Origin of the sequence: Melaminivora sp. (genome assembly GCF_032059615.1) — a bacterium.
Lineage (GTDB): Bacteria > Pseudomonadota > Gammaproteobacteria > Burkholderiales > Burkholderiaceae_C > Melaminivora.
Map to the genome: position 1 here is coordinate 1 of NZ_DAMCAM010000025.1, position 25,377 is coordinate 25,377.

The 25,377-nt window shown below is 68.3% G+C and carries 23 protein-coding genes; 6 read left to right on the forward strand and 17 right to left on the reverse strand.

Features of this window, described 5'->3' with window-relative positions:
* From RT051_RS07295 to RT051_RS07310, 4 genes are all read left to right on the forward strand, one after another.
* The coding region (locus tag RT051_RS07295; protein WP_313074354.1) for an acyl-CoA carboxylase subunit beta at positions 1 to 1,411 on the forward strand (1,411 nt) is incomplete at its 5' end.
* A 24-nt stretch (positions 1,412 to 1,435) separates the two neighbouring features.
* Positions 1,436 to 2,293, forward strand: coding sequence for a restriction endonuclease (locus RT051_RS07300; RefSeq protein ID WP_313074357.1), 858 nt, complete (start codon positions 1,436 to 1,438; stop codon positions 2,291 to 2,293).
* 28 nt (positions 2,294 to 2,321) lie between these two features.
* On the forward strand, positions 2,322 to 4,370 hold the full coding sequence (locus RT051_RS07305; protein ID WP_313074360.1) for an acetyl/propionyl/methylcrotonyl-CoA carboxylase subunit alpha: 2,049 nt from the start codon (positions 2,322 to 2,324) through the stop codon (positions 4,368 to 4,370).
* 61 nt (positions 4,371 to 4,431) lie between these two features.
* Positions 4,432 to 4,902 (forward strand): VOC family protein, encoded by a 471-nt coding sequence (locus RT051_RS07310; protein WP_313074362.1) that lies wholly within the window; start codon positions 4,432 to 4,434, stop codon positions 4,900 to 4,902.
* A gap of 60 nt (positions 4,903 to 4,962) precedes the next feature.
* Here the strand turns inward: RT051_RS07310 and RT051_RS07315 are convergent, their stop codons facing one another.
* From RT051_RS07315 to gabT, 7 genes are all read right to left on the reverse strand, one after another.
* Positions 4,963 to 6,210, reverse strand: a complete 1,248-nt coding sequence (locus tag RT051_RS07315) for a CaiB/BaiF CoA-transferase family protein (RefSeq protein WP_313074364.1) — start codon at positions 6,208 to 6,210, stop codon at positions 4,963 to 4,965.
* 93 nt (positions 6,211 to 6,303) lie between these two features.
* Entirely contained in the window at positions 6,304 to 7,797 is a 1,494-nt protein-coding gene (locus RT051_RS07320; protein WP_313074367.1) for an NAD-dependent succinate-semialdehyde dehydrogenase, read from the reverse strand.
* Positions 7,798 to 7,871: 74 nt separating this feature from the next.
* A complete protein-coding gene (locus tag RT051_RS07325) occupies positions 7,872 to 8,705 on the reverse strand; it encodes an ABC transporter permease (protein ID WP_409520569.1) in 834 nt (277 codons plus the stop codon).
* Between the two features lie 15 nt (positions 8,706 to 8,720).
* Positions 8,721 to 9,980 carry an ABC transporter permease gene (locus RT051_RS07330; RefSeq protein ID WP_313074369.1) on the reverse strand — a complete coding sequence of 420 codons (1,260 nt, stop codon included), beginning with the start codon at positions 9,978 to 9,980 and terminating at the stop codon, positions 8,721 to 8,723.
* Positions 9,981 to 10,010: 30 nt separating this feature from the next.
* Positions 10,011 to 11,051, reverse strand: coding sequence for an ABC transporter substrate-binding protein (locus RT051_RS07335; RefSeq protein ID WP_313074373.1), 1,041 nt, complete (start codon positions 11,049 to 11,051; stop codon positions 10,011 to 10,013).
* A 72-nt stretch (positions 11,052 to 11,123) separates the two neighbouring features.
* Complete coding sequence (locus RT051_RS07340; protein ID WP_313074376.1) at positions 11,124 to 12,200, reverse strand: ABC transporter ATP-binding protein; 1,077 nt, start codon at positions 12,198 to 12,200, stop codon at positions 11,124 to 11,126.
* Between the two features lie 81 nt (positions 12,201 to 12,281).
* Positions 12,282 to 13,583 (reverse strand): 4-aminobutyrate--2-oxoglutarate transaminase, encoded by a 1,302-nt coding sequence (gene gabT, locus RT051_RS07345; protein ID WP_313074378.1) that lies wholly within the window; start codon positions 13,581 to 13,583, stop codon positions 12,282 to 12,284.
* Positions 13,584 to 13,876: 293 nt separating this feature from the next.
* Between gabT and RT051_RS07350 the strand changes: the two genes are divergently transcribed.
* Positions 13,877 to 15,277 carry a PLP-dependent aminotransferase family protein gene (locus RT051_RS07350; RefSeq protein ID WP_313074381.1) on the forward strand — a complete coding sequence of 467 codons (1,401 nt, stop codon included), beginning with the start codon at positions 13,877 to 13,879 and terminating at the stop codon, positions 15,275 to 15,277.
* Positions 15,278 to 15,393: 116 nt separating this feature from the next.
* Here RT051_RS07350 and RT051_RS07355 read toward each other — a convergent pair whose 3' ends face one another.
* Positions 15,394 to 15,663, reverse strand: coding sequence for a hypothetical protein (locus tag RT051_RS07355; protein ID WP_313074383.1), 270 nt, complete (start codon positions 15,661 to 15,663; stop codon positions 15,394 to 15,396).
* Here RT051_RS07355 and bioB point away from each other — a divergent pair.
* Complete coding sequence (gene bioB, locus RT051_RS07360) at positions 15,662 to 16,714, forward strand: biotin synthase BioB (RefSeq protein ID WP_313074385.1); 1,053 nt, start codon at positions 15,662 to 15,664, stop codon at positions 16,712 to 16,714. The two genes, RT051_RS07355 and bioB, sit on opposite strands and share 2 nt — an antisense overlap.
* Here bioB and RT051_RS07365 read toward each other — a convergent pair.
* The 9 genes from RT051_RS07365 to RT051_RS07405 form a co-directional block, all read right to left on the reverse strand.
* Positions 16,689 to 16,895 carry a DUF2892 domain-containing protein gene (locus tag RT051_RS07365; RefSeq protein WP_313074388.1) on the reverse strand — a complete coding sequence of 69 codons (207 nt, stop codon included), beginning with the start codon at positions 16,893 to 16,895 and terminating at the stop codon, positions 16,689 to 16,691. The two genes, bioB and RT051_RS07365, sit on opposite strands and share 26 nt — an antisense overlap.
* 47 nt (positions 16,896 to 16,942) lie before the next feature.
* The gene (locus tag RT051_RS07370; RefSeq protein ID WP_313074391.1) at positions 16,943 to 17,323 is read right to left on the reverse strand and encodes a rhodanese-like domain-containing protein; all 381 of its coding nucleotides are present in this window, start codon (positions 17,321 to 17,323) and stop codon (positions 16,943 to 16,945) included.
* Positions 17,324 to 17,353: 30 nt separating this feature from the next.
* On the reverse strand, positions 17,354 to 17,563 hold the full coding sequence (locus RT051_RS07375; protein WP_313074394.1) for a DUF2892 domain-containing protein: 210 nt from the start codon (positions 17,561 to 17,563) through the stop codon (positions 17,354 to 17,356).
* Positions 17,564 to 17,627: 64 nt separating this feature from the next.
* Entirely contained in the window at positions 17,628 to 17,990 is a 363-nt protein-coding gene (locus RT051_RS07380) for a hypothetical protein (protein WP_313074397.1), read from the reverse strand.
* A gap of 43 nt (positions 17,991 to 18,033) precedes the next feature.
* The gene (locus RT051_RS07385; RefSeq protein WP_313074400.1) at positions 18,034 to 19,416 is read right to left on the reverse strand and encodes an FAD/NAD(P)-binding oxidoreductase; all 1,383 of its coding nucleotides are present in this window, start codon (positions 19,414 to 19,416) and stop codon (positions 18,034 to 18,036) included.
* Between the two features lie 47 nt (positions 19,417 to 19,463).
* The gene (locus RT051_RS07390; RefSeq protein WP_313074403.1) at positions 19,464 to 20,063 is read right to left on the reverse strand and encodes a class I SAM-dependent methyltransferase; all 600 of its coding nucleotides are present in this window, start codon (positions 20,061 to 20,063) and stop codon (positions 19,464 to 19,466) included.
* Between the two features lie 91 nt (positions 20,064 to 20,154).
* Positions 20,155 to 21,618, reverse strand: a complete 1,464-nt coding sequence (locus RT051_RS07395; protein WP_313074406.1) for a TolC family protein — start codon at positions 21,616 to 21,618, stop codon at positions 20,155 to 20,157.
* 55 nt (positions 21,619 to 21,673) lie between these two features.
* Complete coding sequence (locus tag RT051_RS07400) at positions 21,674 to 22,036, reverse strand: carboxymuconolactone decarboxylase family protein (protein WP_313074409.1); 363 nt, start codon at positions 22,034 to 22,036, stop codon at positions 21,674 to 21,676.
* Between the two features lie 76 nt (positions 22,037 to 22,112).
* Positions 22,113 to 25,376: an efflux RND transporter permease subunit gene (locus RT051_RS07405; protein WP_313074411.1), complete on the reverse strand. Its 3,264-nt coding sequence runs from the start codon at positions 25,374 to 25,376 to the stop codon at positions 22,113 to 22,115.
* Position 25,377 lies beyond the last annotated feature (1 nt).

The following is a 25,377-nucleotide window of genomic DNA, read 5'->3' on the forward strand; positions in this document are numbered from 1 at the left end:
GCTGCTCGATGACGGCACGTTCGAGGAATGGGACATGTTCGTCGAGCACCGCTGCGCCGACTTCGGCATGCAGGACAACAAGATTCCGGGCGACGGCGTGGTGACGGGCTACGGCATGATCAACGGCCGCCTGGTGTTCGTGTTTAGCCAGGACTTCACCGTGTTCGGCGGGGCGCTGTCCGAGGCGCATGCCGAGAAGATCTGCAAAGTGATGGACCAGGCCATGAAGGTCGGCGCCCCGGTCATCGGCCTGAACGACTCGGGCGGCGCGCGCATCCAGGAGGGCGTGGCGTCGCTCGGCGGCTACGCCGAGGTGTTCCAGCGCAACGTCATGGCCTCGGGCGTCATCCCGCAGATCAGCATGATCATGGGCCCGTGCGCCGGCGGTGCCGTGTATTCGCCCGCCATGACCGACTTCATCTTCATGGTCAAGGACAGCTCCTACATGTTCGTGACCGGCCCCGAAGTCGTGAAAACGGTGACGCACGAGGAAGTCACGGCCGAGGAGCTGGGCGGCGCCATCACCCACACCACGAAGAGCGGCGTGGCCGACATGGCGTTCGAGAACGACGTCGAGGCGCTGCTCATGCTGCGCCGCCTGTACAACTACCTGCCGCTCAACAACCGCGAAAAGCCGCCCGTGCGCCCCAGCCAGGACCCGGCCGATCGCAAGGACCTGAGTCTGGACACGCTGGTGCCGGCCAACCCCAATCAGCCCTACGACATGAAGGAGCTGATCCAGAAAACCGTGGACGACGGCGACTTCTTCGAGCTGCAGCCCGACTACGCCAAGAACATCATCATTGGACTGGCGCGCATGGAAGGGCAGACGGTGGGCATCGTCGCCAACCAGCCGCTGGTGCTGGCCGGCTGCCTGGACATCCGCTCCAGCATCAAGGCGGCGCGCTTCGTGCGCTTTTGCGATGCCTTCAACATCCCCGTCGTCACCTTTGTCGACGTGCCCGGCTTCATGCCCGGCACCGCCCAGGAGTACGGCGGCATCATCCGCCACGGCGCCAAGCTGCTGTATGCCTATGCCGAGTGCACCGTGCCCAAGATCACCGTCATCACGCGCAAGGCCTATGGCGGCGCGTACGACGTGATGAGCTCCAAGCACCTGCGCGGCGACGTGAACCTGGCCTGGCCCCACGCCGAGATCGCCGTGATGGGCGCCAAGGGCGCGGTGGAGATCATCTTCCGCGAGGACAAGAACGACCCGGTGAAGCTCGCCGCCCGCGAGGCGGAATACAAGGAGCGCTTCGCCAACCCCTTCGTCGCCGGCGCGCGCGGCTACATCGACGACGTGATCCTGCCGCACGAGACCCGCAAGCGCATCTGCCGCAGTCTGGTCATGCTGCGCGAGAAGAAGCTCGAGAACCCGTGGCGCAAGCACGGCAACATCCCGCTTTGATTCCGTCGTGAGCTCAGACGCCTCATGACCATCCCGAAATTCAACGCCATCAAGGCGGCGCTGCTGGACGAACTCCAAGACGGACAGCCGCATTTGCTGCGCGAACTGGTGCCGGTGTTGGCCCGCAAATTCGAACTTACACCCGAGGACTTGGCAACGCGCCACGCGAGCGGCGCGCTCAAGTTCGAGAACCTCGTGCGATGGGCGCGCCAGCACCTGAAAGACGATGGAACAATCCAGACGCCTGCACGGGGCGTCGTGCAAATCACTGAGCAGGGAACGCAGCGCCGGAATATTGGTGGCTTCGACGAGCCACTGTTTCGCACTGCGGAGCTCCCTGCGATTTCACAATCTCCAGACGAAGCGCTGGACCTCGCAATGGAGCAATTGACCACTCAATTACGGTCAGATGTCCTGGATCGCGTAAGGCAGGTATTGCCGCAGCAATTCGAGCGGTTGGTGGTCGATGTATTACTTGCAATGGGTTACGGGTTTGATGTGTCATCTGGTCATGTCACTCGCTTTAGCGGAGATGGCGGTATCGATGGCCTCGTACACGAAGACAAGCTTGGCCTAAGTTCCATTTACATCCAAGCCAAGCGTTACACAGAGAACAGCGTTGGGCGACCTGAGGTCCAGCAATTCTTGGGTGCGTTGACGGGGGCTGGCGCTACCAAGGGCGTTTTCATCACAAGCGCTGGCTTTACTCGCGACGCACGTGAATTTGCGGGACGTCTGCAAAACCAAAAGGTGGCGTTAATCGACGGCACACAACTGGCTCGACTGATGGTGGAGCATGGAGTGGGTGTAGCCACCACGAAGACCCTCGTTATTCAGCACGTTGATAGCGATTATTTCGACGCTGCTTGGGATACGCCTTGATTGCCGGAAGATTCAAAAGGAAGTTGTCATGTTCACCAAAATTCTGATCGCCAACCGCGGTGAGATCGCCTGCCGCGTGATCGCCACGGCCAAGAAAATGGGCATCGCCACCGTGGCGGTGTATTCCGACGCTGACGCCAGCGCGCGCCACGTCAAGCTGGCCGACGAGGCCGTGCACATCGGCGCCGCGCCCAGCCGCGAGTCCTATTTGCAGGCCGACCGCATCATTGCAGCCGCCAGGCAGACCGGCGCCCAGGCCATCCACCCCGGCTACGGCTTCCTGTCGGAAAACGAGGCCTTCGCACGCCGCTGCGAGGAAGAGGGCATCGCCTTCATCGGCCCCAAGGCGCACTCCATTGCCGCCATGGGCGACAAGATCGCCTCCAAGAAGCTGGCCGGCGAAGCTGGGGTCAGCACCATCCCCGGCTACAACGACGCCATCGCCGGCCCCGACCAGGCGGTGGAGATCGCCCGCAGCATCGGCTACCCCGTCATGATCAAGGCCAGCGCCGGTGGTGGCGGCAAGGGCCTGCGCGTGGCTTTCAACGACAAGGAAGCGCACGAGGGCTTTGCCAGCTGCCAGAGCGAGGCGCGCAACAGCTTTGGCGACGATCGCATCTTCATCGAGAAATTCGTGCAGGAGCCGCGCCACATCGAGATCCAGGTGCTGGGTGACGCGCATGGCAATGTGATTTATCTGAACGAGCGCGAGTGCTCCATCCAGCGCCGCCACCAGAAGGTGATCGAAGAAGCCCCGTCGCCTTTCATCTCGGACGCCACCCGCAAGGCCATGGGCGAGCAGGCCGTGCAGCTTGCCAAGGCGGTGAAGTACCAGTCCGCCGGCACCGTGGAATTTGTCGTCGGCAAGGACCAGGATTTCTACTTCCTGGAAATGAACACCCGATTGCAGGTCGAGCACCCGGTGACCGAGTGCATCACCGGCCTGGATCTGGTCGAGCTGATGATCCGCGTGGCCGCCGGCGAGAAGCTGCCGCTGGCGCAGCAGGACGTCAAGCGCGACGGCTGGGCCATCGAGTGCCGCATCAACGCCGAAGACCCCTTCCGCAACTTCCTGCCCTCCACGGGCCGGCTGGTGCGCTTTGCCCCGCCCGAGCAGAACCTGTTCCAGGGCGAGACCGATGGGCGCTACGGCGTGCGCGTGGACACCGGCGTCTATGAGGGCGGCGAGATCCCGATGTTCTATGACTCGATGATCGCCAAGCTCATCGTGCACGGCACGGACCGCGACGACGCTATCCAAAAGATGCGCGCCGCGCTCAACGGCTTCGTGATCCGCGGCATCAGCAGCAACATCCCCTTCCAGGCGGCGCTGCTGGCGCACCCGGATTTCGTCTCGGGCAATTTCAACACCGGCTTCATCGCCGAGCACTACCCGCACGGCTTTGCGTCCGAGGACGTGCAGCACGACGACCCGCAATTTCTGGTCGCCCTGGCTGCCTACATGCACCGGCGCTACCGCGCCCGCGCCAGCGGCATCAGCGGACAGCTGGCCGGGCACGGCGTGCAGGTGGGCGAGGCGTTCGTCGTGGTCACCCTGGGCCAGGGCGGCGAGCAGCAGTATCACAACGTCGAAGTGACGGATTACGAGAGTCAGTCGGGCGCCAGCACGGTGCAGGTCGGCGGCAAGAGCTACCGCATCACCAGCAGCGCGCACCTGGGCAGCATCTGCGTGCTGGGCGCGTGCAACGGCCAGGGCTTCACGGCGCAGATCGAGCGCGGCACGCCCAAGAACCCCCTGGTGCTGCGCATCTCGCACAACGGCGCGCAGATCGACGCCATCGTGCTGACGCCGCGCCGCGCCGAGCTGTTCAAACTGATGCCCTACAAGGCGCCGCCGGATCTGTCCAGGTTCCTGCTCTCGCCCATGCCCGGCCTGCTGGTCGATGTGGCGGTGCAGCCTGGCCAGAAGGTGCAGGCGGGCGAGCGCCTGGCCGTCATCGAGGCAATGAAGATGGAAAACGTCCTCTTTGCCGCGCAGGACGGCGTGGTGGCCAAGGTGGCAGCGGACAAGGGAGCGTCCCTGTCCGTGGATCAGGTCATCCTGGAATTTGAATGAAAACCTGCCCCAGCCCTTGCTGGTCAAGGGCTTGTAGCTATCAAGTTTGAAAGTCTATGACATGAGCACACAGCCACGCCCATTCCGCGTGCTGGGCATCCAGCAGGTCGCCATCGGCGGCACCGACAAGGAGCGCATGAAGCGGCTCTGGGTGGACATGCTGGGCCTGACTCACACCGGCACCTTCGTGAGCGAGCGCGAGAACGTGGACGAGGACATCCTGGCCGTGGGGCGCGGCGCGCACACGGTCGAGGTGGACATCATGCAGCCCCTGGACATCGAGAAAAAGCCGGCCGTACACGCCACGCCGCTGAACCACATCGGCCTGTGGATCGACGACCTGCCCCGGGCGGTGGAGTGGCTGACCAGCCAGGGCGTGCGTTTTGCTCCGGGCGGCATCCGCCGGGGCGCGGCGGGGCACGACATCACGTTCCTGCACCCCAAGGCCAGCGAGGAATTTCCGATCGCCGGCGAGGGCGTCCTGGTCGAGCTGGTGCAGGCGCCGCCGGAGGTGATTGCGGCGCTGGGCTGAATCTGGCGGCTCCCTCTCCCGCGTGCGGGAGAGGGTTGGGGTGAGGGCGGTTTTTGCTCGTCAAACCACCCCGCGCGCGCGCAGTTCGGCCAGGCGCACATCATCCACCCCCCACTCGCGCAGCACCTCATCCGTGTGCTGCCCCAGCGCCGGCGGCGCACGATGCAGCACCGGCGGCGTGGCCGACAGGCGCAGCGGGCTGGCCACGGTGGCGATGCGCGCCACGCCGTCGCCCGCATCGCGCGGCAGCTCCACGCGCAGGCCACGGGCGCGCACCTGGGCATCGTCGAAGGCCTCGGCAATGGTGTTGATGGGGCCGCAGGGCACGGCCTTGTCCTCCAGCAGTGCAATCCACTCGGCAGTTGTGCGCGTGCGCGTCACCGCCTCCATGGCAGGGATCAGCGCCTCGCGGTGCCGCACGCGCAGCGTGTTGCTGGCAAAGCGCGCATCCTGCGCCCACTCGGGCCGGCCGGCAGCGGCGCAAAAGCGCGCGAACTGCCCGTCGTTGCCGATGGCCAGCAGCATGGCGCCGTCGCGGGTCGGGAAGTCCTGGTAGGGCGCCAGGCTCGGATGCGTGTTGCCCTGCCTGCCGGGCGCCACCCCCGTGGCCAGAAAGCCGGCGGCCTGATTCGCCAGCACCGCCATGCCGACATCGAGCAGCGCCATGTCGATGTGCTGGCCCGCCCCGGTGCGTTCGCGCACGTGCAGCGCCGCCAGGATGGCGTTGCTGGCATACAGCCCGGTGAACAGGTCGATCACCGCCACGCCCACGCGCAGCGGCCCGCCGCCAGGCGCGTCATCGCTGCGGCCGGTGATGCTCATCATGCCGGTCATGGCCTGCACCATGAGGTCGTAGCCGGCGCGCTCGGCATACGGCCCGTCCTGGCCGAAACCGGTGACCGAACAGTAGATCAGCCGCGGGTTGAGGGCGCGCAGGCTCTCCCAGTCCAGGCCATAGCGCGCCAGGCCGCCTACCTTGAAGTTCTCCACCAGCACGTCGCAGTCCTGCGCCATCTGGCGGATGAGCTGCTGGCCCTCGGGCGTCGCCATGTCGATGGTGACCGAGCGCTTGTTGCGATTGCAGGCGGTGAAATAACTTGCCTGGTCGGTCTCGTGCCCCTGGGCGTCGCGCAGAAAGGGCGGCCCCCAGTGGCGCGTGTCGTCGCCGGCGCCGGGGCGCTCGACCTTGATCACGTCCGCGCCCAGGTCGGCCAGCACCTGCGTACACCACGGGCCGGCCAGCACGCGCGAGAGGTCGAGCACACGGATGCCGGCCAAGGCGGCGGGCCTGGAGGAGATGTCAGTCATGATGAAAATATGGTCAAAATCGGCTCAAACCCTTGCTGGACAAGCGCTGACAGCTATCAAAACGACGTGCAGCAACAGATCCGCAAGCCTGCCTCAGCGGGCGATGTCGCCCACGCACAGGTATTTGAGTTCCACGTAGTCATCCATGCCGTGGTGCGAGCCTTCGCGGCCCAGGCCGGACTGCTTGACGCCGCCAAAGGGCACGTGCTCGGTGGCCAGGATGCCGACGTTGATGCCCACCATGCCGTACTCCAGCGCCTCGCCGACGCGGAAGATGCGGCCCACGTCGCGGCTGTAGAAGTAGCTGGCCAGGCCGAACTCGGTGTTGTTGGCCGCCGCGATGGCCTCGGCCTCGGTCTTGAAGCGGAACACCGGGGCAAACGGGCCGAAGGTCTCCTCACGCGCGCACAGCATGTCGGGCGTGGCGTCGGCCACCACCGTGGGCTCGTAGAACTGGCCGCTACCCAGGCCCGGCAGCCGCCGCCCGCCGGTGAGCACCCGAGCGCCGCGCGCCAGGGCATCGTCCACATGGCGCTGCACCTTGGCCAGCGCTGCCTCCTCGATCAGCGGCCCCTGGTTGACGCCGTCCTCGAAGCCGTTGCCCACCCGGGCCGTGCGCACCTTGGCGACGAAGCGCTGGACGAATTCCTCATACACCCCGTCCTGCACATAGAAGCGGTTGGAGCACACACAGGTTTGGCCGGCGTTGCGGTACTTGCTGGCAAAGGCGCCCTCCACGGCGCTGTCCAGGTCGGCATCGTCGAAGACGATGAAGGGCGCGTTGCCGCCCAGCTCCAGCGACATCTTCTTGACCGTGGGCGCCGACTGGGCCATCAGGATGCGGCCCACCTCGGTTGAGCCGGTGAAGCTGATGTGGCGCACCGTGGGGCTTTCGCACAGCACCTTGCCGATGGCCACCGACTGCGCAGCGTCGGCGCACAGCATGTTCAGCACCCCGGCAGGGATGCCGGCGCGCTGCGCCAGCTCGGCGGCGGCCAGGGCGGTGAGCGGCGTCAGCTCCGCCGGCTTGATGACCACCGGGCAGCCCGCCGCCAGCGCCGGCGCCACCTTGCGCGTGATCATGGCCAGCGGGAAGTTCCACGGCGTGATGGCCGCGCACACGCCGATCGGCTGGCGCAGCACCAGCAGCCGGCGGTTGTTGTCGAACTGCGGCAGCGTCTCGCCGTTGACGCGCTTGGCCTCCTCGGCATACCACTCGACGAAGCTGGCGCCGTAGGCGACCTCGCCGCGCGCCTCGGCCAGGGGCTTGCCCTGTTCGGCGGTCATGATGCGCGCCAGGTCGTCCTGGTGCGCCATCAGCAGGTCGAACCAGCGGCGCAGCACGATGGAGCGCTCCTTGGCGGTGAGCGCCTTCCAGGCCGGCCAGGCGGCGTGCGCGGCCGCGATGGCGGCCTGCGCGTCCTGCGGCCCCAGGTTGGCCACATCGGCCAGGTGCGCGCCCGTGGCCGGGTCGTGGACGGCAAAGCGGCTGGCGCCGCAGACCCACTGGCCGTCGATCAGGGCATCGCTCTTGAGCAGCGCCGGGTCGCGAAGCTGGGCCAGGGGACTGGGTTGGGCAGAGGTCATGGTGCTATTGGATAAAGAGTGGCTTGCCCTTGCCTGGCAAGGGTTTCGAGGGGTTTTGACTGGAACTGCAGGAGTTATTTGCGCCGCCCGCGCAGCCACTCCAGCGTCATCATCAGTGCCGTGGTGAACAGGGTCAGCAGCGTGGCCACGGCGGCGATGACCGGCGAGATGTTCTCGCGGATGCCGGTGAACATCTGGCGCGGCAGCGTGACCTGCTCCGGCCCGGCCAGGAACAGCGTGACCACCACCTCGTCGAAGGACGCGGCAAAGGCAAACAGCGCGCCCGAGATGACGCCCGGCGCAATCACCGGCAGCGTGATGCGGAAAAACGTCTGCACCGGCCCGGCGCCCAGGCTCAGGCTGGCCTTGACCAGGTTCTGGTTGAAGCCCTGCAGCGTGGCCAGCACCGTGGTCACGACGAAGGGCGCGCCCAGCGCCGCATGGACGAGCACCAGGCCCAGGTAGCTCTCGCTCAGGCCGATGCGGGCAAAGAACAGGTAGGTGCTGACGGCCACTACCACGATGGGCACCACCATGGGCGAGATCAGCAGCGCGCTGAGCAGTCCCTTGCCGGCGAACTGCGCGCGCGCCAGGCCCATGGCGGCCAGTGTGCCCAGCGTGGTGGCCAGAAGCGTGGCCAGCGGCGCCACGATGAAGCTGTTGCGCGCCGCGCGCGCCCACTCGGGCGAGCCGAACAGCTCGCGGTACCACTGCAGCGACCAGCCCGGCAGCGGATAGGCCAGGAAGGAGCCGCTGGAAAACGACAACGGCACGATCACGAAGATGGGCAGCAGCAAAAACAGCAGCACGGCGCTGCCGAAGGCGCGCAGGCCCAGCCAGCCGAGCTTGTCGGCCAGCGTGTAGTGGGCGGGAAAGCGGGAGGGTCTCATGGCGGTGCCTTGCGTCATGGTGCTATTGTGGATTCAGCCCATGCCCAGCTCGGCCTTGCCGAACTTGCGATAGACGGCGTACAGCGCCAGCGTGGTCACCAGCAGCACCGAGCCCAGCGCTGCCGCCATGCCCCAGTTGACTTCCACGTTGGTGTATTGGGCAACGTAGTAGCTCAGCATCTGGTCGCTTGGCCCGCCCAGCAGCGCCGGGGTGACGTAGTAGCCGATGGAGGTGATGAACACCAGCAGCCCGCCCGCCGCCACGCCCGGGTAGGTCTGCGGCACATACACCTTGAAGAAGGCCGCCAGCGGCGTGCTGCCCAGCGAGATGGCGGCGCGCAGGTAGTTGGGCGGCACGGTCTTCATGACGCTGTACAGCGGCAGGATCAGAAAGGGCAGCAGGATATGCACCATGGCGATGACCACGCCCAGGCGGTTGAATAGCAGCGCCACCGGCGCTTCGGTCAGGCCTAGGCCCATCAGCGCGCGGTTGAGCAGGCCGTTGTTTTGCAGCAGCACGATCCAGGCGGCGATGCGCACCAGCACCGATGTCCAGAACGGCACCAGCACCAGGATCATCATCAGATTGGCGCGCCGCTCGGGCAGCAGGCTGAGCCAGTAGGCCAGCGGGTAGCCCAGCAAGATGGCGATCAGCGTCACCGTGGCGCTCATCTCGAAGGTGCGCACCAGGATGTCGCGGAAGGCCGCCGCCTCGGCGGGCACGGCGACGATCTCGCCCTGCGAATTGCGCCGCAGATCGACCGAGGCCAGCAGGTAGTCGGGCGTCCAGCGCGCCGAGTTCTTGGCGATCGCCTGCCAGTAGGGCAGCTCGGCCCAGCGCGCATCCAGCTGCAGCAGCTGCTCGCGCACCTGGGCGTCGCTCAGGCCCGGCTCCAGCGGCAGGGCGCGGTAGGTGCCCATGATGAGCGAGCGCGCCCCGCTGACCTCGCTGTTGAGGCGGCGCGCCAGCGCTCCGGCCTGCGCCGTCTCCTGCAGCCCGGACAGGTCGCGCACCAGCGCGCCGTAGGCGGCCTCGGGCGGGGCGCTGCGCCCGTCCCAGTCGGCCAGCACGCTGCCGGTGGCGCTCAGGGTGCCCGCCACCTCGGGGTTTTCCACGGCGCGGATCATCAGCGCGGCCAGGGGCACGACGAACACGGCCAGCAAAAAAGCCAGCAAGGGCAGCGTGAGCGCGATCGAGCGCAGGCGCCGGCGACGCTCGCTGGCGCGCAGTTGCTGGCGCAGATCCGCCGGGGCGGCGCGGCCCGGAGGCAGGGTCAGGGTGGTGGCTTGCATGGTCGAAGCGCTGGCGTGGACGGCGCGCGCTTACTGGGCGGCCCAGGCGGCGAAGCGCTTTTCCAGGGCCTCGCCCTGGTCGGCCCAGAAGGCCACGTCAAAGCGCAACGCATCGCGGCTGTTGGCCGGCGAGGTCGGCAGCAGCGCCTGCGTCTTGGCGTCGATCCTGGCCATGGCCCGGGTGTTGGTCGGGCCGTAGGAAATGTGGCGCGCGTACTCGGCCTGCGTCTCGGCGCTGCTGGCCAGGGCAATGAATTTCATGGCCGCGTCCTTGTTGACGACGCCCTTGGGCATGACCCAGAAGTCCAGGTCGTAGATGCCGCCGGCCCAGGTGATCTGCAGGTTCTGGCCCTCGCGTTGCGCGGCGTCGATGCGGCCGCTGAAGGCGCTGGTCATGGCCACGTCGCCGGCCACCAGGAACTGCGGCGGCAGCGCGCCGGCCTCCCACCACTGGATGTGCGGCTTGAGCTCGGTCAGCTTTCTGAAGGCGCGGTCGGCCCCTTCCTTGCTCGACAGCAGCTTGTACACGTCGGCGGCCTTGACGCCATCGGCCATCAGGGCGAACTCCAGGTTGTAGCGCGCGCCCTTGCGCAGGCCGCGCTTGCCGGGGAATTTCTTCACGTCCCAGAAGTCCGCCCAGCCGGTGGGCGCGGTCTTGAGCCGGTCGGCGTTGTAGGCCAGCACGGTGGACCACACGAAGGTGCCCACGCCGCACTCATGCACGGCAGCGGGCAGGAAGTCGGCCTTGTTGCCGATGCGGCTCCAGTCCATGGTCTCGAACAGGCCCTCGTCGCAGCCCCGGCTGATGTCCGGGCCTTCGACCTCGACCACGTCCCAGGTCACCTTCTTGGCCTCGACCATGGCCTTGATGCGCGCCTGCTCGCCGTTGTATTCCACCTGCGTGACCTTGCCGCCCGTGGCTTTCTCGTAGGCATCGAAATAGGCTTTTTTCTGTGCTGCGCCATTGGCGCCGCCGAAATTGACCACGGTGATGGCCTGCTGCGCCAGGGCGGGCAGGGCCAGGGCGGCGGCAGCGGCCAGCAGTGCGGTGCGGGCGGTGGAACGGATCATGGTGATGTCTCCTCGGGGATGGTGTTGTCGTGATGGGGTGAACAAGGGCCGGGCCAGCGCGCTGGCCTGCCGTCAGCGATAGACGCGCATGTGCTGCGCCGGGGCGTGCAGATGCACTTCGTGGCCGGGCCGGGGCAGGGCTTCGTGGCCCAGCGGCAGCTTGACCATGACCTCGGCGTCGCCGGCCATGCGGCAGCGCAGGCGCAGGTGGTCGCCGAAATAGATGATGTCCAGCACCGTGCCGGGCAGGGTGTTGGCGCCGGCGGCGCCGGCCAGAGCGATGCGCTCGGGGCGCACGCAGCACTGCACGGCATCGCCCACGGCGGCGCGGTTGACGTTGATGCCGCGCAGGCGCGCGCCGTCGTCCAGCACCACTTCGCAGTCCTCGCCGTCCAGGGCCTGGATGCGCGCCTTGAGAGCGGCGTTGTCGCCCACGAAGCCGGCCACGAAGCGGTTGACCGGGCGCTCGTAGAGCTGATCGACCGCATCGATCTGCTGGATGCGCCCGTCGTTGAAGACGGCCACGCGATCGGACATGGTGAGCGCCTCGGACTGGTCGTGCGTGACATAGACGAAGGTCACCCCGAGGCGCCGGTGCAGCGCCTTGAGTTCGAGCTGCATGTGCTCGCGCAGCTGCTTGTCCAGCGCGCCCAGCGGCTCGTCCATCAGCACCAGTTGCGGGTCGAACACCAGCGCGCGCGCCAGCGCCACGCGCTGCTGCTGGCCGCCCGACATCTGCGCCGGGTAGCGCGCGCCCATGGTGTCCATCTGCACCATCTCCAGCGCCCGGCGCACGCGCGACTCACGCTCGTGCGCCGGCAGCTTGCGCACGCGCAGCGGGTAGGCAATGTTGTCGGCCACCGTCATGTGCGGAAACAGCGCGTAGTTCTGGAACACCATGCCGAAATTTCGCCTGTGCGGCGGCGTGCGCGTGATCGGCACGCCGTCCAGGCTGATCTCGCCGGCGGTGGGCGACTCGAATCCAGCGAGCATCATCAGCGTGGTGGTCTTGCCCGAGCCCGAAGGCCCCAGCAGCGACAGGAATTCGCCGCGCTGGATGTCCAGGTTCAGGTCGCGCACCACCAGGCTGGTGCCGTCATAGGTCTTTTGCACCCCTCGGAAGGTGACGAGGGCATCGCTAGCTGTCATGGCAATTCCATCGGTTGTCGTGCGAAACGGCTCAGGCGCCGAACTGTAGAGGTTGCGGGACTGTCCGGCGCCCGCGCGCGCTCAGCCTGCCGCCAGCGCGGCCTGGAGCGACTGCCCGACGATGGCCAGGCCCTCGTCGAGCAGCGCATCGCTGGCCGTGAGCGGCACCAGGATGCGGATGACGTTGCCGTAGGTGCCGCACGACAGCAGGATCAGGCCGCGCTCGGCCGCCTGGGTGCACAGGTTCTTGGCCAGCTGCGCATCGGGGCGGGCCGGATCGCCGTCCTGGCACAGCTCCATGGCCACCATGGCGCCCAAGCCGCGCACCTGGGCGATGCAGGCGTGCTGCTGCGCCAGCTCCTGCAGATTGAGCATCAGGCGCTGGCCCACGTCCTCGGCGCGCTGCAGCAGGTTTTCCTGCTCGAACACGTCCAGCACCGCCAGTGCGGCGGCGCAGGCCAGTGGGTTGCCGGCGTAGGTGCCGCCCAGGCCGCCGGGGTTGGGCGCGTCCATGATCTCGGCACGGCCAATGACGGCGGAGATGGGAAAGCCCCCGGCCATGGACTTGGCCATGGTGATCAGATCCGGGGCCACGCCGCTATGCTCGATGGCAAACCATTTGCCGGTGCGCCCGGCGCCGGTCTGCACCTCGTCGGCGATCAGCACGATGCCATGCTGGTCGCACAGCGCGCGCAGGTGCTGCAGCAGCGCTGGCGGCGCGACGTTGAAGCCGCCCTCGCCCTGCACCGGCTCGATGATGATGGCAGCCACGCGCGTGGGCTCGATGCCGTTCTTGAAGATGCTCTCCAGCGAATCGATGGCGTCCTGCACGCTCACGCCGTGCAGCGCATTGGGAAAGCGCGCATGGAAGATATCCGCCGGGAAGGGGCCGAAGCCCGCCTTGTAGGGCACGACCTTGCCGGTCAGGCCCATGGTCATCAGCGTGCGGCCGTGGTAGCCGCCGGTGAAGGCGATGACGCCCGGGCGGCCGGTGTGGGCGCGGGCGATCTTGACGGCGTTTTCCACCGCTTCGGCGCCGGTGGTGAGGAACAGCGCCTTCTTGGCGAAGTCGCCCGGCGCCTTGGCGTTCAGGCGCTCGGCCAGCTCGACATAGCTCTCGTAGGCCAGTACCTGAAAGCAGGTGTGCGTGAAGCGGTCGAGCTGCTCCTTGACCGCCTGCACCACGGCAGGGTGGCGGTGCCCGGTGTTGAGCACGGCGATGCCGCCGGCAAAATCGATGTAGCGCCGACCGCTCACGTCCCAGATTTCGGCGTTCTCGCCCCGGTCGATGAAGATCTGGTGGGAGTGGCCCACGCCGCGCGCAATGGCGGCCTCGCGGCGGGCAAACAGGGCGGCGTTGTCGAGATGGGGTTCGCGTTGCATGAGTGGATGTCCTTCCTGGGGGTGCGCTCGGGCTTTGGGTCAGGCGTTGAGGCCGTCGTCGCGCCACTGTAGGAAGGGCTGGCCGGAACTAACATATACAGTTGCCGCGCCACAGCCAATGCACTGTGCTGCCCGGCCAGCCTGTACAGCAAAACCCTGTCCAGACAAACCCTGAGCGGGCAAACCCTGGGCATTTGCCGGGCCAGCCCACCCGCCCGGCTCCTGCCCTGCAGCCCTGCCGCCATCCGTGTGCCTCGGGGCGCCCGCCTTGCCCCCTCTTGCTGCCTGCCGCCATGTTCTCGCTCGATCACCAGTCCGCCACCCCTCTTGTCGTGCAGGTGGTCGAGGGCTTTCGCGAACTGGTGGACAGCGGCAGCCTGCGCCCCGGCGCCAAGCTGCCCTCCATCCGCCAGTTCGCCCACATGCACGGCATCAGCGTCTATACCGTGGTCGATGCCTACGACCGGCTGGTGGCGCAGGGCTATTGCGTGTCGCGGCCGCACTCGGGTTTTTTCGTGCGCAGGCGCGCCGATGCGCTGCAGCCCGAGCCGGCTGCCGAGCCGGTGTCCAGCGGCCAGTACCGCTTCGATGCCATGTGGTACATGCAGCGCATCTTCGAGAACCGGGCGCTGCGCCTCAAGCCCGGCTGCGGCTGGCTGCCCGGCGAGTGGCTGTTCCATGACGGCGTGCGCCGCAGCCTGCGCGCGCTGGCCGCCGAGGATGCCGACCTGGGCGGCTACGGCGAGCCCAAGGGCTATCTGCCGCTGCGCCAGCTGGTGCGCGACCTGCTGGCCGAGCACGAGGTGGCAGCCAGCGCCGAGCAGCTGCTGCTGACCCAGGGCTCGACCCAGGCGCTCGACCTGGTGGCGCGCCAGCTGCTGCGCCCGGGCGACGCCGTGCTGGTGGACGACCCGGGTTATGCCAACCAGCTGTCGGCGCTGCGCTTTCAGGGCGCGCGGCTGATCGGTGCGCCGCGCACCGCCCAGGGCTACGACCTGGAGCTGCTGGAGGAGCGCGTGCGCCAGCACCGGCCCAAGGTGTTGTTCACCCAACCCCGGCTGCAAAGCCCCACGGCCTCGACGGCGCAGGTGGCGCACCTGTACCGGCTGCTGCAGCTGGCCGAGAAATACGACTTCGTGGTTGTGGAAAACGACATCTACGCCGACCTCGACCCCGAGCCGCGCCCGACGCTGGCCAGCCTGGATCAACTGCGCCGCGTGGTCTATGTCAGCAGCTTTTCCAAGACCATCTCGCCCAACATCCGCGTGGGCTACCTGGCGGCGCACCCGGATCTGCTGGAGGAGCTGGCGCGACTGAAGATGGTCTCGGGCCTGACCTCATCGGAGTTCACAGAGCGCCTGGCCTACGGCGCCCTGCTCGATGGCCGCTGGCGCAAGCACACCAAGGCGCTGCGCGACCGCCTGGCCGTGGCCCAGCAGCGCGTGGCCTCGGAGCTGCTCGACCTGGGCTTCGAGCTGTTTGCCGAACCCAAGGCCGGGATGCTGCTGTGGGCGCGGCACCCGCGCATCGCCGACTCCACCGAACTGGCCTACCGCGCCGCCGAGCACGACATGCTGCTCGGCCCCGGCCACCTGTTCACCATCGACTTGCAGCCCAATGCCTGGCTGCGCTTCAACGTGGCGCACTGCAACGATCCGGCGGTGCTGGCCTTTCTGCGCGCGCAGCTGGATTGAGGGCGCTCTGCGCTGGGCACGAGCACGCTTTGAAAAGCGTTGTGGGAAAACCCGAAAAATATCAAATTTGATAGCTGTCAGCGCTTGTCTGGTACGGGTTTGGCGCTGGTTTTTTATCAAATCTTGCCGGGCAGGGTGCTTGCATCGATCTGTCGTCTTATTTTGGCGCAGCGGGGGGCTTTTGCCGTCTTTTGCCGTGGTTCGGCGGCGGCTTCCCGCATTTTTGCCGTATTGCAGACAAACGACGCCAAAGTGCCGCGAAAAATCTTTTTCTGATGGCAAATTTGGCGAAAAATGCCATCTTTTGCCACCTCTTGCCAAGGGCCGACTATTTGCAGCCGCAGGTGTGCCAGGAGGCGGCTGGCACGGCCACAATGCGCCGCCATGAACGAAGCCCTGTCCCCCTCTGCCCCCGAAGCGGTCGCCAGGCCGCTCACTTTTCTGTCCCCGAAGGCCACCAGCGCCCGCCCGCCCCAGTGCTGGAGCGTCGCCGGCATCCAAGCTCTGCTCGACCAGCCCTTCCTGGACCTGCTCTGGCAGGCCCAGGCCGTGCACCGCCAGCACTGGCCGGCCGGCGACATCGAACTGGCCACGCTGCTGTCGGTCAAGACCGGCGGCTGCCCGGAAAACTGTGGCTACTGCCCGCAGTCGGCGCAGTTCGACACCGGCGTGGCGGCGCAAAAGCTGCTGCCGCTCGATGAGGTGCTGGCCGCCGCCCGGGCCGCGCGGAATGCCGGCGCCACGCGCTTTTGCATGGGCGCGGCCTGGCGTGCGCCCAAGGAGCGTGACATCGAAAAAATGGCCGAGCGCATCGCCGCCGTCAAGGCGCTGGGGCTGGAAACCTGCGCCACGCTGGGCATGCTGACCCCCACCCAGGCGCAGGCGCTCAAGGCGTCTGGGCTGGACTACTACAACCACAACCTGGACACCGCACCCGAGTACTACCAGGACGTGGTGAGCACGCGCCAGTACCAGGACAGACTGGACACCCTGCAGGCCGTGCGCGGCGCCGGCGTCAAGGTCTGCTGCGGCGGCATCATCGGCATGGGCGAGGCGCCGGCGCACCGCGCCGGCCTGCTGGCGCAGCTGGCCAACCTCGACCCGTACCCCGAATCCGTGCCCATCAACAGCCTGGTGCCGGTGCCCGGCACGCCCCTGGCCGACAGCGAGCCGATCGATCCGCTGGACTTCGTGCGCGTCATTGCCGTCGCGCGCATCACCATGCCGCGCGCCCGCGTGCGCCTGTCGGCGGGGCGCCAGCAGTTGGGCGATGCGGTGCAGGCGCTGTGCTTTCTGGCCGGGGCCAATTCCATCTTCTACGGCGACCAGCTGCTGGTCACCGGCAACCCCGAGGCCCAGGACGACGAGCGCCTGCTGGCGCGGCTGGGGCTGCGGCCCACGGCAACGGGTCTTACGACCGCGGCGGCTGCTGTTTGATGGGGCAGGTGCTCATGCCCAGCAGGCCATAGGCTGGGCAGAAGCGAAACAGCCCGGTCACCAGGGGCACGATGCCGATGTAGCCCCACCAGCCGATGGTGCCCGTGACGGCCAGAGCAATCAGCCCCAGGCCGACGATGATGCGCAGGATGCGGTCGAAGCCGCCAACGTTGAGTTTCATGGAAGCTCTCCTCAGGGTTGCAAAAAGACAGACGTCGGGATGGGGGGTCAGCCGAACTGCGGCAGCTTGGATTGCTGCACCGGCTGGCCGGCGGCGGCCCAGGCGTCGTAGCCGCCAGCGATAGAGCGGACGTTGCGGTAGCCCATGTCCTGCATGGCGCACGCTGCCAGCGCCGCGCGGCCGCTGGTCTTGCAGTACAGCAGCACGTTCAGGTCGGTGTTCTGGCAGGCCGGGTTGCTGCTGAGCTGGAACTCCAGCAGGCCGCGCGGCATGTTCACGGCGCCGGGCAGGTGGCCCTGGCGGTACTCGTCGGGCTCGCGCACATCGATCAGCACATCGGCTGCAGCCACGGCCTGCGCGGCCTCGGCGACGGACAGTTCGTGGACGCGGGCCTTGGCCTCAGCCACCAGTTCAAGGGCGGTTTTCATGGGCTTCCTTTGCAGGGTTCAACATTCGGTTCAGCAGCCGGGTGGGGCGCCCAGCCTCCTCAGGGCGTGCTCCAGCATGCACCATTTCGTGACACTGCTTTGCAGCAGGTTGGCGCCGACGAAGGCGGTGAAGGCCAGCCACCACGGGCTCATGAACAACGGGCTGCCAGGGACGCCCAGGGCCAGCGACAGCAGGATGAAGGTTCCGGCCAGCAGGCGCACGATTTGCCAGGAAGTCATGGGAACAGCTCCTTGAAGAATGAAAAGAAAAGGCAGGGCACTCGGGATGTTGTGCCTGGCCGGCTCAGTTGGCTGGCCGGGCCGGGCAGGCGCCGCCGGCACAGGCCAGGCAGAACATGGCCACCAGCGGCCAGGCGAACAGCGCAAACGCCGCACCCAGGCCCAGGGCCATGCCCAGCAGGTTGAGCCAGTCCACCCAGTAGCCCATGTTGTCGAACGAGGACTGGGTCAGGTGGGGCAGCGTGAAGAACAGCAGGCCGGCCACGAAGCTGGCCGGAAACAGGGCGCGGCGCAGCGCCAGCAGGCTCAGGCGCGAGCGCGCCAGCACCATCAGCGCCAGCCAGACCACGGCCAGCGCCAGCAGCACCGGCCCCAGGCCCAGGGCGATTTCGTAGAGGATGTTCAGCACCAGCCAGATTTCGTACATGACGTGTCTCCTTGGAAAGTCTCGACAAAGCATCGCACGCACATCAGACGCGGCCCTTGAGCACCGCCATGTAGGCGGGCTTGAGCATCCGGATCTTCATCAGCCAGGCGGCGTAGCTGTCCTGCAGCGGCTCGATCATGGGCAGCGAGGGCGTGAGCCGGCCCTCGTAGTCGAACTCGATCAGCCAGGCCGAACCCTCGCGCACGATCATGGGGCAGGAGGTGTAGCCATCGAACACCTCGCCCGGCGTGCGCCCGGCGATGACCTCCACCAGATGCCGGGCGACGATGGGCGCGCTCTTCTTGACGGTGGCCGCCGTCTTGCCGCGCGGCGTGCCATTGGTGTCGCCCAGGCCGAAGACGTTCTTGTAGCGCCGGTGCTGCAGGGTGTTCTTGTCCACCTCCAGCCAGCCGCCGGCGGCCATGGGGCCGTCCTGCCAGGCCAGATCCGAATTCTTCACCGCATCGACGGCGCGCATGGGCGGCACGACGTGGATGAAGTCGTAGGGCACTTCGCTGGTCTCGCCCTCGGGCGTGGCGAAGGTGGCGCGGCGTGCGCCGATGTCGATGGCCGTGAGCTTTTGCCCGTACTGCACGCCCACGCCCAGGGCCTGCCAGCGCTGGAGCACGCTGTCGTTGACCGCCGGCACGCCAAAGACGTTTTGCAGCGCCGAATAGAAGGTGATGCTCGACTTGTCCAGGGTGCCGGCCTGCGCCAGCCGGTCGCGCAGCATGAAGGTCATCTTCAGCGGCGCGCCGGCGCACTTGAGCGGCGTGGCCGGCAGCGTCATGACGGCCTGGCCGCCCTTTTGCCGAAAGCTGTCCATGGCGGCCCAGGTGGCGACAGCTGCCTCGGCGCTGGGATAGACGCTGGCCAGACCGTTGCTACCGATGGCCTTGATATCCATGCCCTCGATCTGCGCCCAGTCCTGGTGCGTGCCGGTGGCCACGACCAGGTAGTCGTAGGTGATGCGCTGGCCGCTGGCGGTGACCACCGTGTTGGCCGCCGGGTCGAACTCGGCCACCATGTCCTGCACCCACTGCACGCCGGCGGGCTGCAGCGCGGCGTTGCGCTCGATGACCTTGTCCACCGGCCATACGCCCGTGGCCACCAGGGTGTAGCCGGGCTGGTAGTGGTGTGCCTGCTTGGCATCGATGATGGTGATGCGCGCGCCATCGAGCAGGCCTTGCAGGCGGTGCGCCACGGCGATGCCGCCCAGGCCGCTGCCGGCGATGACGATGTGCGCCTTGGTCGGCAGGCGGGCGGCATGGGCCGGGGCGGCAGTGGCCCCCAGGCCGATGCCGGCGGCAGCTCCTGCCCCTGCGGCTGCACCCAGCCAGGCGCGGCGGGACAGGGGCAGGGCGGTGGAGGATTGGGTGGCGCCAGCCGGGGCCGGGCTGCCTTGCGGATGGGGGTGCATGGGCATGGTCATCTCCCTGTTTCCTGGTTGTTTCCTGGTCTGTGCCGGCGTGGCTACAGCGCCTGTCCCAGCCAGCGCACGACCTGCGCCGGCCCCTGGTGTCCCGGGCCTTCGTCCAGGTTGGCCAGCACTTCGGCGCCCAGTTCCTCGCGCAGCAGGCCGGCGAAGTCCTGGCGCAGCGCGGCCAGGGTGTAGAGCATGTCCACGTCCTTGGGGCCGCCGCTGGCGAAGGCCAGTTGCTGCGGGGTGAAGGCCTCCAGCAGCAGCCAGCCGCCCGGGCGCAGGGCGCGCGCCAGGCGGCGGTGGATGGTGGGGCGCACCTGCGAAGGCAGGTGGACGTAGGTCAGCACCACGGCGTCGCAACTGGCCGGCTCGGGCGTCCAGGTGTCCAGGTCGGCTTGCAGGGTCTGCAGGGCCACGCCCTGCTGGCGGGCCAGAGCGCGGGCCTTGTCCAGACCCACGGCGGAGGCATCGACGGACAGCACCTCGTGGCCCTGGGCCGCCAGCCAGACGCCGTTGCGCCCCTCGCCGTCGCCGGGCACCAGCACGCGGGCCGCCGGGGGCAGCCGCCGTGCCTGCTCGCGCACGAAGGCATTGGGCTCGGTGCCGTACTTGTAGTGCGGGCTGTCGAAAGCCTGATCCCAGAATGTCATTTTTTGCCTCCTTTTGCTGTTTTTCCCTTGCTGGACAAGCGCCATCAGCTATTGAAAAGTGAGTAAATACACTTGCTGGCCAGCATTTTTTTCACTCCTTTTCTTTCTGGGCGCTGCCTGTGGCGGCATCTGCCGCTGCCGCAGCCAATGCCTGGCTGGCGGCCCGCAGGCGCTGTTCGTCCAGCTGGCCGGCCAGCAGGGCCAGGCGCAGGCCGTCCAGCAGCAGCGCGCCGCGCGCCTGGCTCAAAGCCAGCTCGGCGGCGGCGGCGTCGTTCTGGGCGTTGAGCCAGTCCAGCAGCGTGCGGTCGCCGGCCTCGCGCCCGGTGCGCGTGGCGTCCAGGCGCGACCGACTGGCGTTGAGCGCGTGCTCCAGCGCCTGCACGCGCTGCGCCCCGGCGGACAGGCCCAGCCAGGCGGCATGGGTCTGGCTGGCGACCTGCTGGCGCGTGCTGTCCGCCTGCGCCTGGGCCTGTTCGAGCTGGCGCAGGGCCTGCTCCTGACGGGCCTCGCGCATCCCGCCGGTGTACAGCGGCACGGTGAGCTGCACGCCCACGCTGGCGCTGCGGGCGCTGCTGCGCGAGCGGCCAAAGTCGCCGCTGCCGTGCAGTCGCTCCTGACCGGCCTGGGCCACCAGCTCGACGCTGGGCGCGGCGCGGGCGCTGTGCCGCTCGGCCTCGGCGCGCGCCAGCTCCTGCGCCAGCCGCTGCAGGCGGATGCCGGGGTTGGCGTCTTCGGCCTGCTGCTGCCAGTGCGCCAGGGGCAGGGCGGTGGCGGCACTGGCGTTCGCGGCTGTAGCCGCGGCGACGGGCAGCTGCGGGCGCAGGGTCTCGGGCGGCAGGCCGGTGGTGTCGGCCAGCAGGCGCTGCTTGACCTGCAGCGCGACCTGCGCGGCCAGCTCCTGCGCCTGCAGCGCAGCCAGCCGGGCGCCGGCCTCGTGGGTGTCGGTGATGGGCGCGTCGCCGATGCGAAAGCGCTCCTGCGCTTCTTCGAGCGCGCGTTGCACGGCCTGCAGTTGCTGGCGCGTCAGCTGCAGGGCCTGCTGCGCCAGGGCGGCGTCCAGGTAGCGCTCGGCGGTGCGCAGCATGGCCTGCTGGTGCGCCGCCTGCCACTGCAGCTCAGCCCTGTCGGCCTGCAGCTGCAGCAGCTGCTGCTGGACGCGGCGCTGCGGGTGGTACAGCGGCTGGCTGGCCTGCAGCGCCCAGCGCGTGGCCGTGCCGCCGTGGACGGAGGTGGAAAAATCCACCCCGTCGTTTTGGCCCATGCCGGGCGCGGCAAAGTGGGCGCCACGCGTGTCGCTGTCATGGCTGGCGGCGCCGGCGCTGGCGGCAAGCTGCACGCCCGGGCGCCACAGGGCGGCGGCCTGCTCGCGCAGCGGCTGGGCGCCGGCACGGGCGGCACGCGCCACGGCCAGCTCGGGGTCGTGCTGCTCGGCCCCCGCCCAGGCGGCCAGCAGGTCGGTTGCCAGGGCAGGGCGCGGCAGGGCCCCGGCAAGTGTCAGGCCGGCAGCCAGGGCCAGGGCGCTCAAGGCCCTGGAGGAGAGGGGCAAGGCAGGCATGGGTGGGCAGTCTTTGCGTGGAGAGCGAAGGGGGACGGGGCGCTGCCGGCGGGGTTCAGCCAGCCTTGGCGGCGGCCTGGGCGGCGAACTCGTCGAAGGCAGCGCTGGCACGGGCGGCATACATCAGCGATGGCCCGCCGCCCATGTAGACGGCCATGCCCAGGGCTTCGGTCAGCTCCTCGCGGGTGCAGCCGAGCTTGACCAGGGCCTGCGTGTGGTAGCCCAGGCAGGGGTCGCAGCGCACCGACACCGACAGGGCGATGGCGATCAGCTCCTTGGTCTTGACGTCCAGCGCGCCGTCCTTGGTGGCGGCCTGCGCCATGGCGGAAAACCCGCGCAGCGTGTCGCCGATCTCGCCGCGCAGCTTGCCGATCTCGGCGCTGGTGTCCTTGATGATTTCCTGGTAGCTGGGGAACATGGTGTGACTCCTTGTCGTGAGGGTGAAAAAGCAAGCTATCCATTCAATAGCTGAAATCGCTTGCCAGGTAATGGTTTCAGGCCGTTTTGCCCATTTCCTGCTGGCCTGGCGCGCGCCGGCGATAGGCGGCGTAGTACAGCGTCGGGATGACCACCAGGGTCAGCAGCGTGGACGCCAGGATGCCGAAGATCAGCGCGATCGCCAGGCCGTTGAAGATGGGGTCGTCCAGGATGAAGAAGGCGCCGATCATGGCCGCCAGGCCGGTGAGCACGATGGGCTGGGTGCGCGCGGCCACGGCGTGGACGACGGCACGGGCCAGCGGCACGCCACCGGCCTGCTGCAGCCGCACGAAGTCCACCAGCAAGATGGAGTTGCGCACGATGATGCCGGCCAGGGCGATCATGCCGATCATGCTGGTGGCGGTGAACTGCGCGCCCAGCAGGGCATGGCCGGGCATGACGCCGATGACGGTGAGCGGAATGGGCGCCATGATGATCAGCGGCGTGAGGTAGGAGCCGAACTGCGCCACCACCAGCAGGTAGATCAGGATCAGGCCGACGGCATAGGCCGCCCCCATGTCGCGGAAGGTCTCGTAGGTGATGCGCCACTCGCCGTCCCAGCGCAGGCTGTAGTCGCGCTGGGCGTCCTGCGGCATCTCGACGAACAGCTCCTGCAGCGCGCCGCCGCCGGGTGTGGCGATGCCAGCCAGCGCGCCGCGCATGGCGAACATGCCATACAAAGGGCTGTCCACGCGCCCGGCCATGTCGCCCTGCACGAAGTCCACCGGCAGCAAGTCCTTGTGGTAGATCGGCTGCTCGCGCTGCGTGTTGCTCACGCTGACCAGCTCGCGCAGCGGCACCAGCCGGCCCGCCGCGCCCGGCACGCCGAGCTGCAGCAGGGCATCCAGGCTGCCGTGGCTCTCGGGCGGCAGCTGCAGCCACACGGGCACCGGGGCGCGGCTGGCGTCGCGCAGCCAGGTCACGGCCTCGCCGGCCAGGCCGGCGCGCAGCGTGGCCACGATGTCCGGCTGCGCCACGCCGGCCAGCGCGGCCTTTTGCCGATCGACCAGCAGCAGCGTGCGCGGCGCCGGGGCAATGGATGTGGAGTCCACATCGACCACACCCGCCGTCGATTCGAAGACTGCGCGCACGGCCTGCGCCACCTGGCGGCGGCCTTCGGTGTCGGGGCCGTAGATTTCCGCGACGATGGGCGCCAGCACCGGCGGGCCGGGCGGCACTTCCACCACCTTGACATTGGCGCCCCAGCGCCGGCCAATGTCCTGCAGCGCGGCGCGCTCGCGCATGGCGATGGCATGGCTTTGCTCCTTGCGGTGCTGCCGATCCACCAGATTGACCTGGATGTCGCCCAGCTCGCTGCTGGCGCGCAGCTCGTACTGGCGCACCAGGCCGTTGAAATTGATGGGCGCTGCGGTGCCGGCGTAGGCCTGCCAGTCCTGCACCTCGGGCACGCTGGCCAGGTGCGTGCCGAGTTCGCGCAGCACGGCGGCGGTGTCCTCCAGCGGTGTGCCGGCGGGCATGTCCACGACGATCTGGAACTCGGACTTGTTGTCGAAGGGCAGCATCTTGAGCTGCACCCAGCCCAGCACCGGCAACAGCACCGACAGCGCGATCAGCGCGGCCACGGCAAGCCACAGCAGCGCCCGGTTGCGCCCGCCGCGCTGTTCATGGAGCAGCGGGGCGAAAGTGCGGGCGAAGAACGGCTCCAGCCGGTCGGTCAGGCCGGTGTGGCCGCCGGCGCTGTGCGACTTCATCCAGAGCCGGGCCAGCCAGGGCGTGACGACGAAGGCAATCGCCAGCGACAGCAACATGCCCATGCTGGCGTTGATGGGGATGGGCGCCATGTACGGCCCCATCAGGCCGGAGACAAAGGCCATGGGCAGCAGCGCGGCAATGACCGTGAAGGTGGCCAGGATGGTCGGCCCGCCGACCTCATCAACGGCGCGCGGGATGATCTGCGCCAGCGGCAGGCCGGGCTGGAGCTGCTGATGGCGGTGGATGTTCTCGACCACCACGATGGCGTCGTCCACCAGGATGCCGATGGAGAAAATCAGCGCGAACAGCGACACGCGGTTGAGCGTGAAGCCCCAGGCCCAGGAGGCGAACAGCGTGGCCGTGAGCGTCAGCACCACCGCCAGCCCGACGATGGCGGCCTCGCGCCGGCCCAGCGCCAGGAACACCAGCGCCACCACCGAGGCCGTGGCAAACAGCAGCTTCTGGATCAGCTTTTGCGCCTTGTCGTTGGCGGTCTCGCCGTAATTGCGCGTCTGGCGCACCTGCACGTCATCGGGGATCAGCACGCCCTGGAGCTGCGTCATGCGCGCCGACAGGGCATTGGCCACGTCGATGGCGTTCTCGCCGGGCTTCTTGGTCACCTGTAGCGTGATGGCTGGCCATTCCTGCACCTGGCCGCCCTCGCCATCCTTGCCGCGCTGGCCATCCTTGCCGCGCTGGCCCAGCCAGACCAGGCGCTGCGCCGGCGGCGCGCCGTCGCGCACCTGCGCCACGTCCTGCAGGAAGATGGGGCGACCGGCGCGCGTGGCCACGACCAGCCCGGCCACCTCGCGCGCCGAGGCCAGGAAAGGGCCGGCCTGCAGCTCGACGCTCTGGCCGCCGGCCAGCAAGTCGCCCACCGGCAGGCCGAAGTTGGCCGACTGCAGCGCGGCGCGCAGCTCGCGCACCGACACGCCGGTGCTGGCCATGCGCGCAGCATCGAGTTCGACCACCACGGCGCGGCCCGGCCCGCCGATGGCACGCACCTCGCGCACGCCGGGCACACGGGCCAGCTCGGCCTCGATGGTGTGGGCCACGCGCTCCAGGCCGAAGGTGTCGGCGGTCTCGTCGCTGGCGTGCAGGGTGAAGCTGACAATGGGCACGTCGTCGATGCCTTTGGGGCGAACCAGTGGCTCCTGCACGCCCAGGCCCTGCGGCCACAGGTCGGCATGGCTGCGCAGCTGGTCGTGCAGGCGTACCAGCGCGACGTTGCGCGGCACGCCGACCTTGAACTGCACGGTGAGCATGGCCAGGCCGGGGCGCGAGACAGACATGACGTGCTCCGTGCCCTCCATGCCGGCCAGCAACTGCTCGGCTGGGGTGGCAATCATCTGCTCGACATCACGCACCGAGGCCCCGGGGAAGGGCACCAGCACGCTGGCCATGGTCACGTCGATCTGCGGCTCTTCCTCGCGCGGGGTGACCAGCACGGCAAAAACACCGAGCAAAAAGGCCACGAGTGCCAGCAGCGGGGTGATCTGCGCCGACTGGAACAGGGCGGCGATGCGGCCTGAGACGCCCATGCGGGCCTGGGGAGCGGCGTGTGGCATG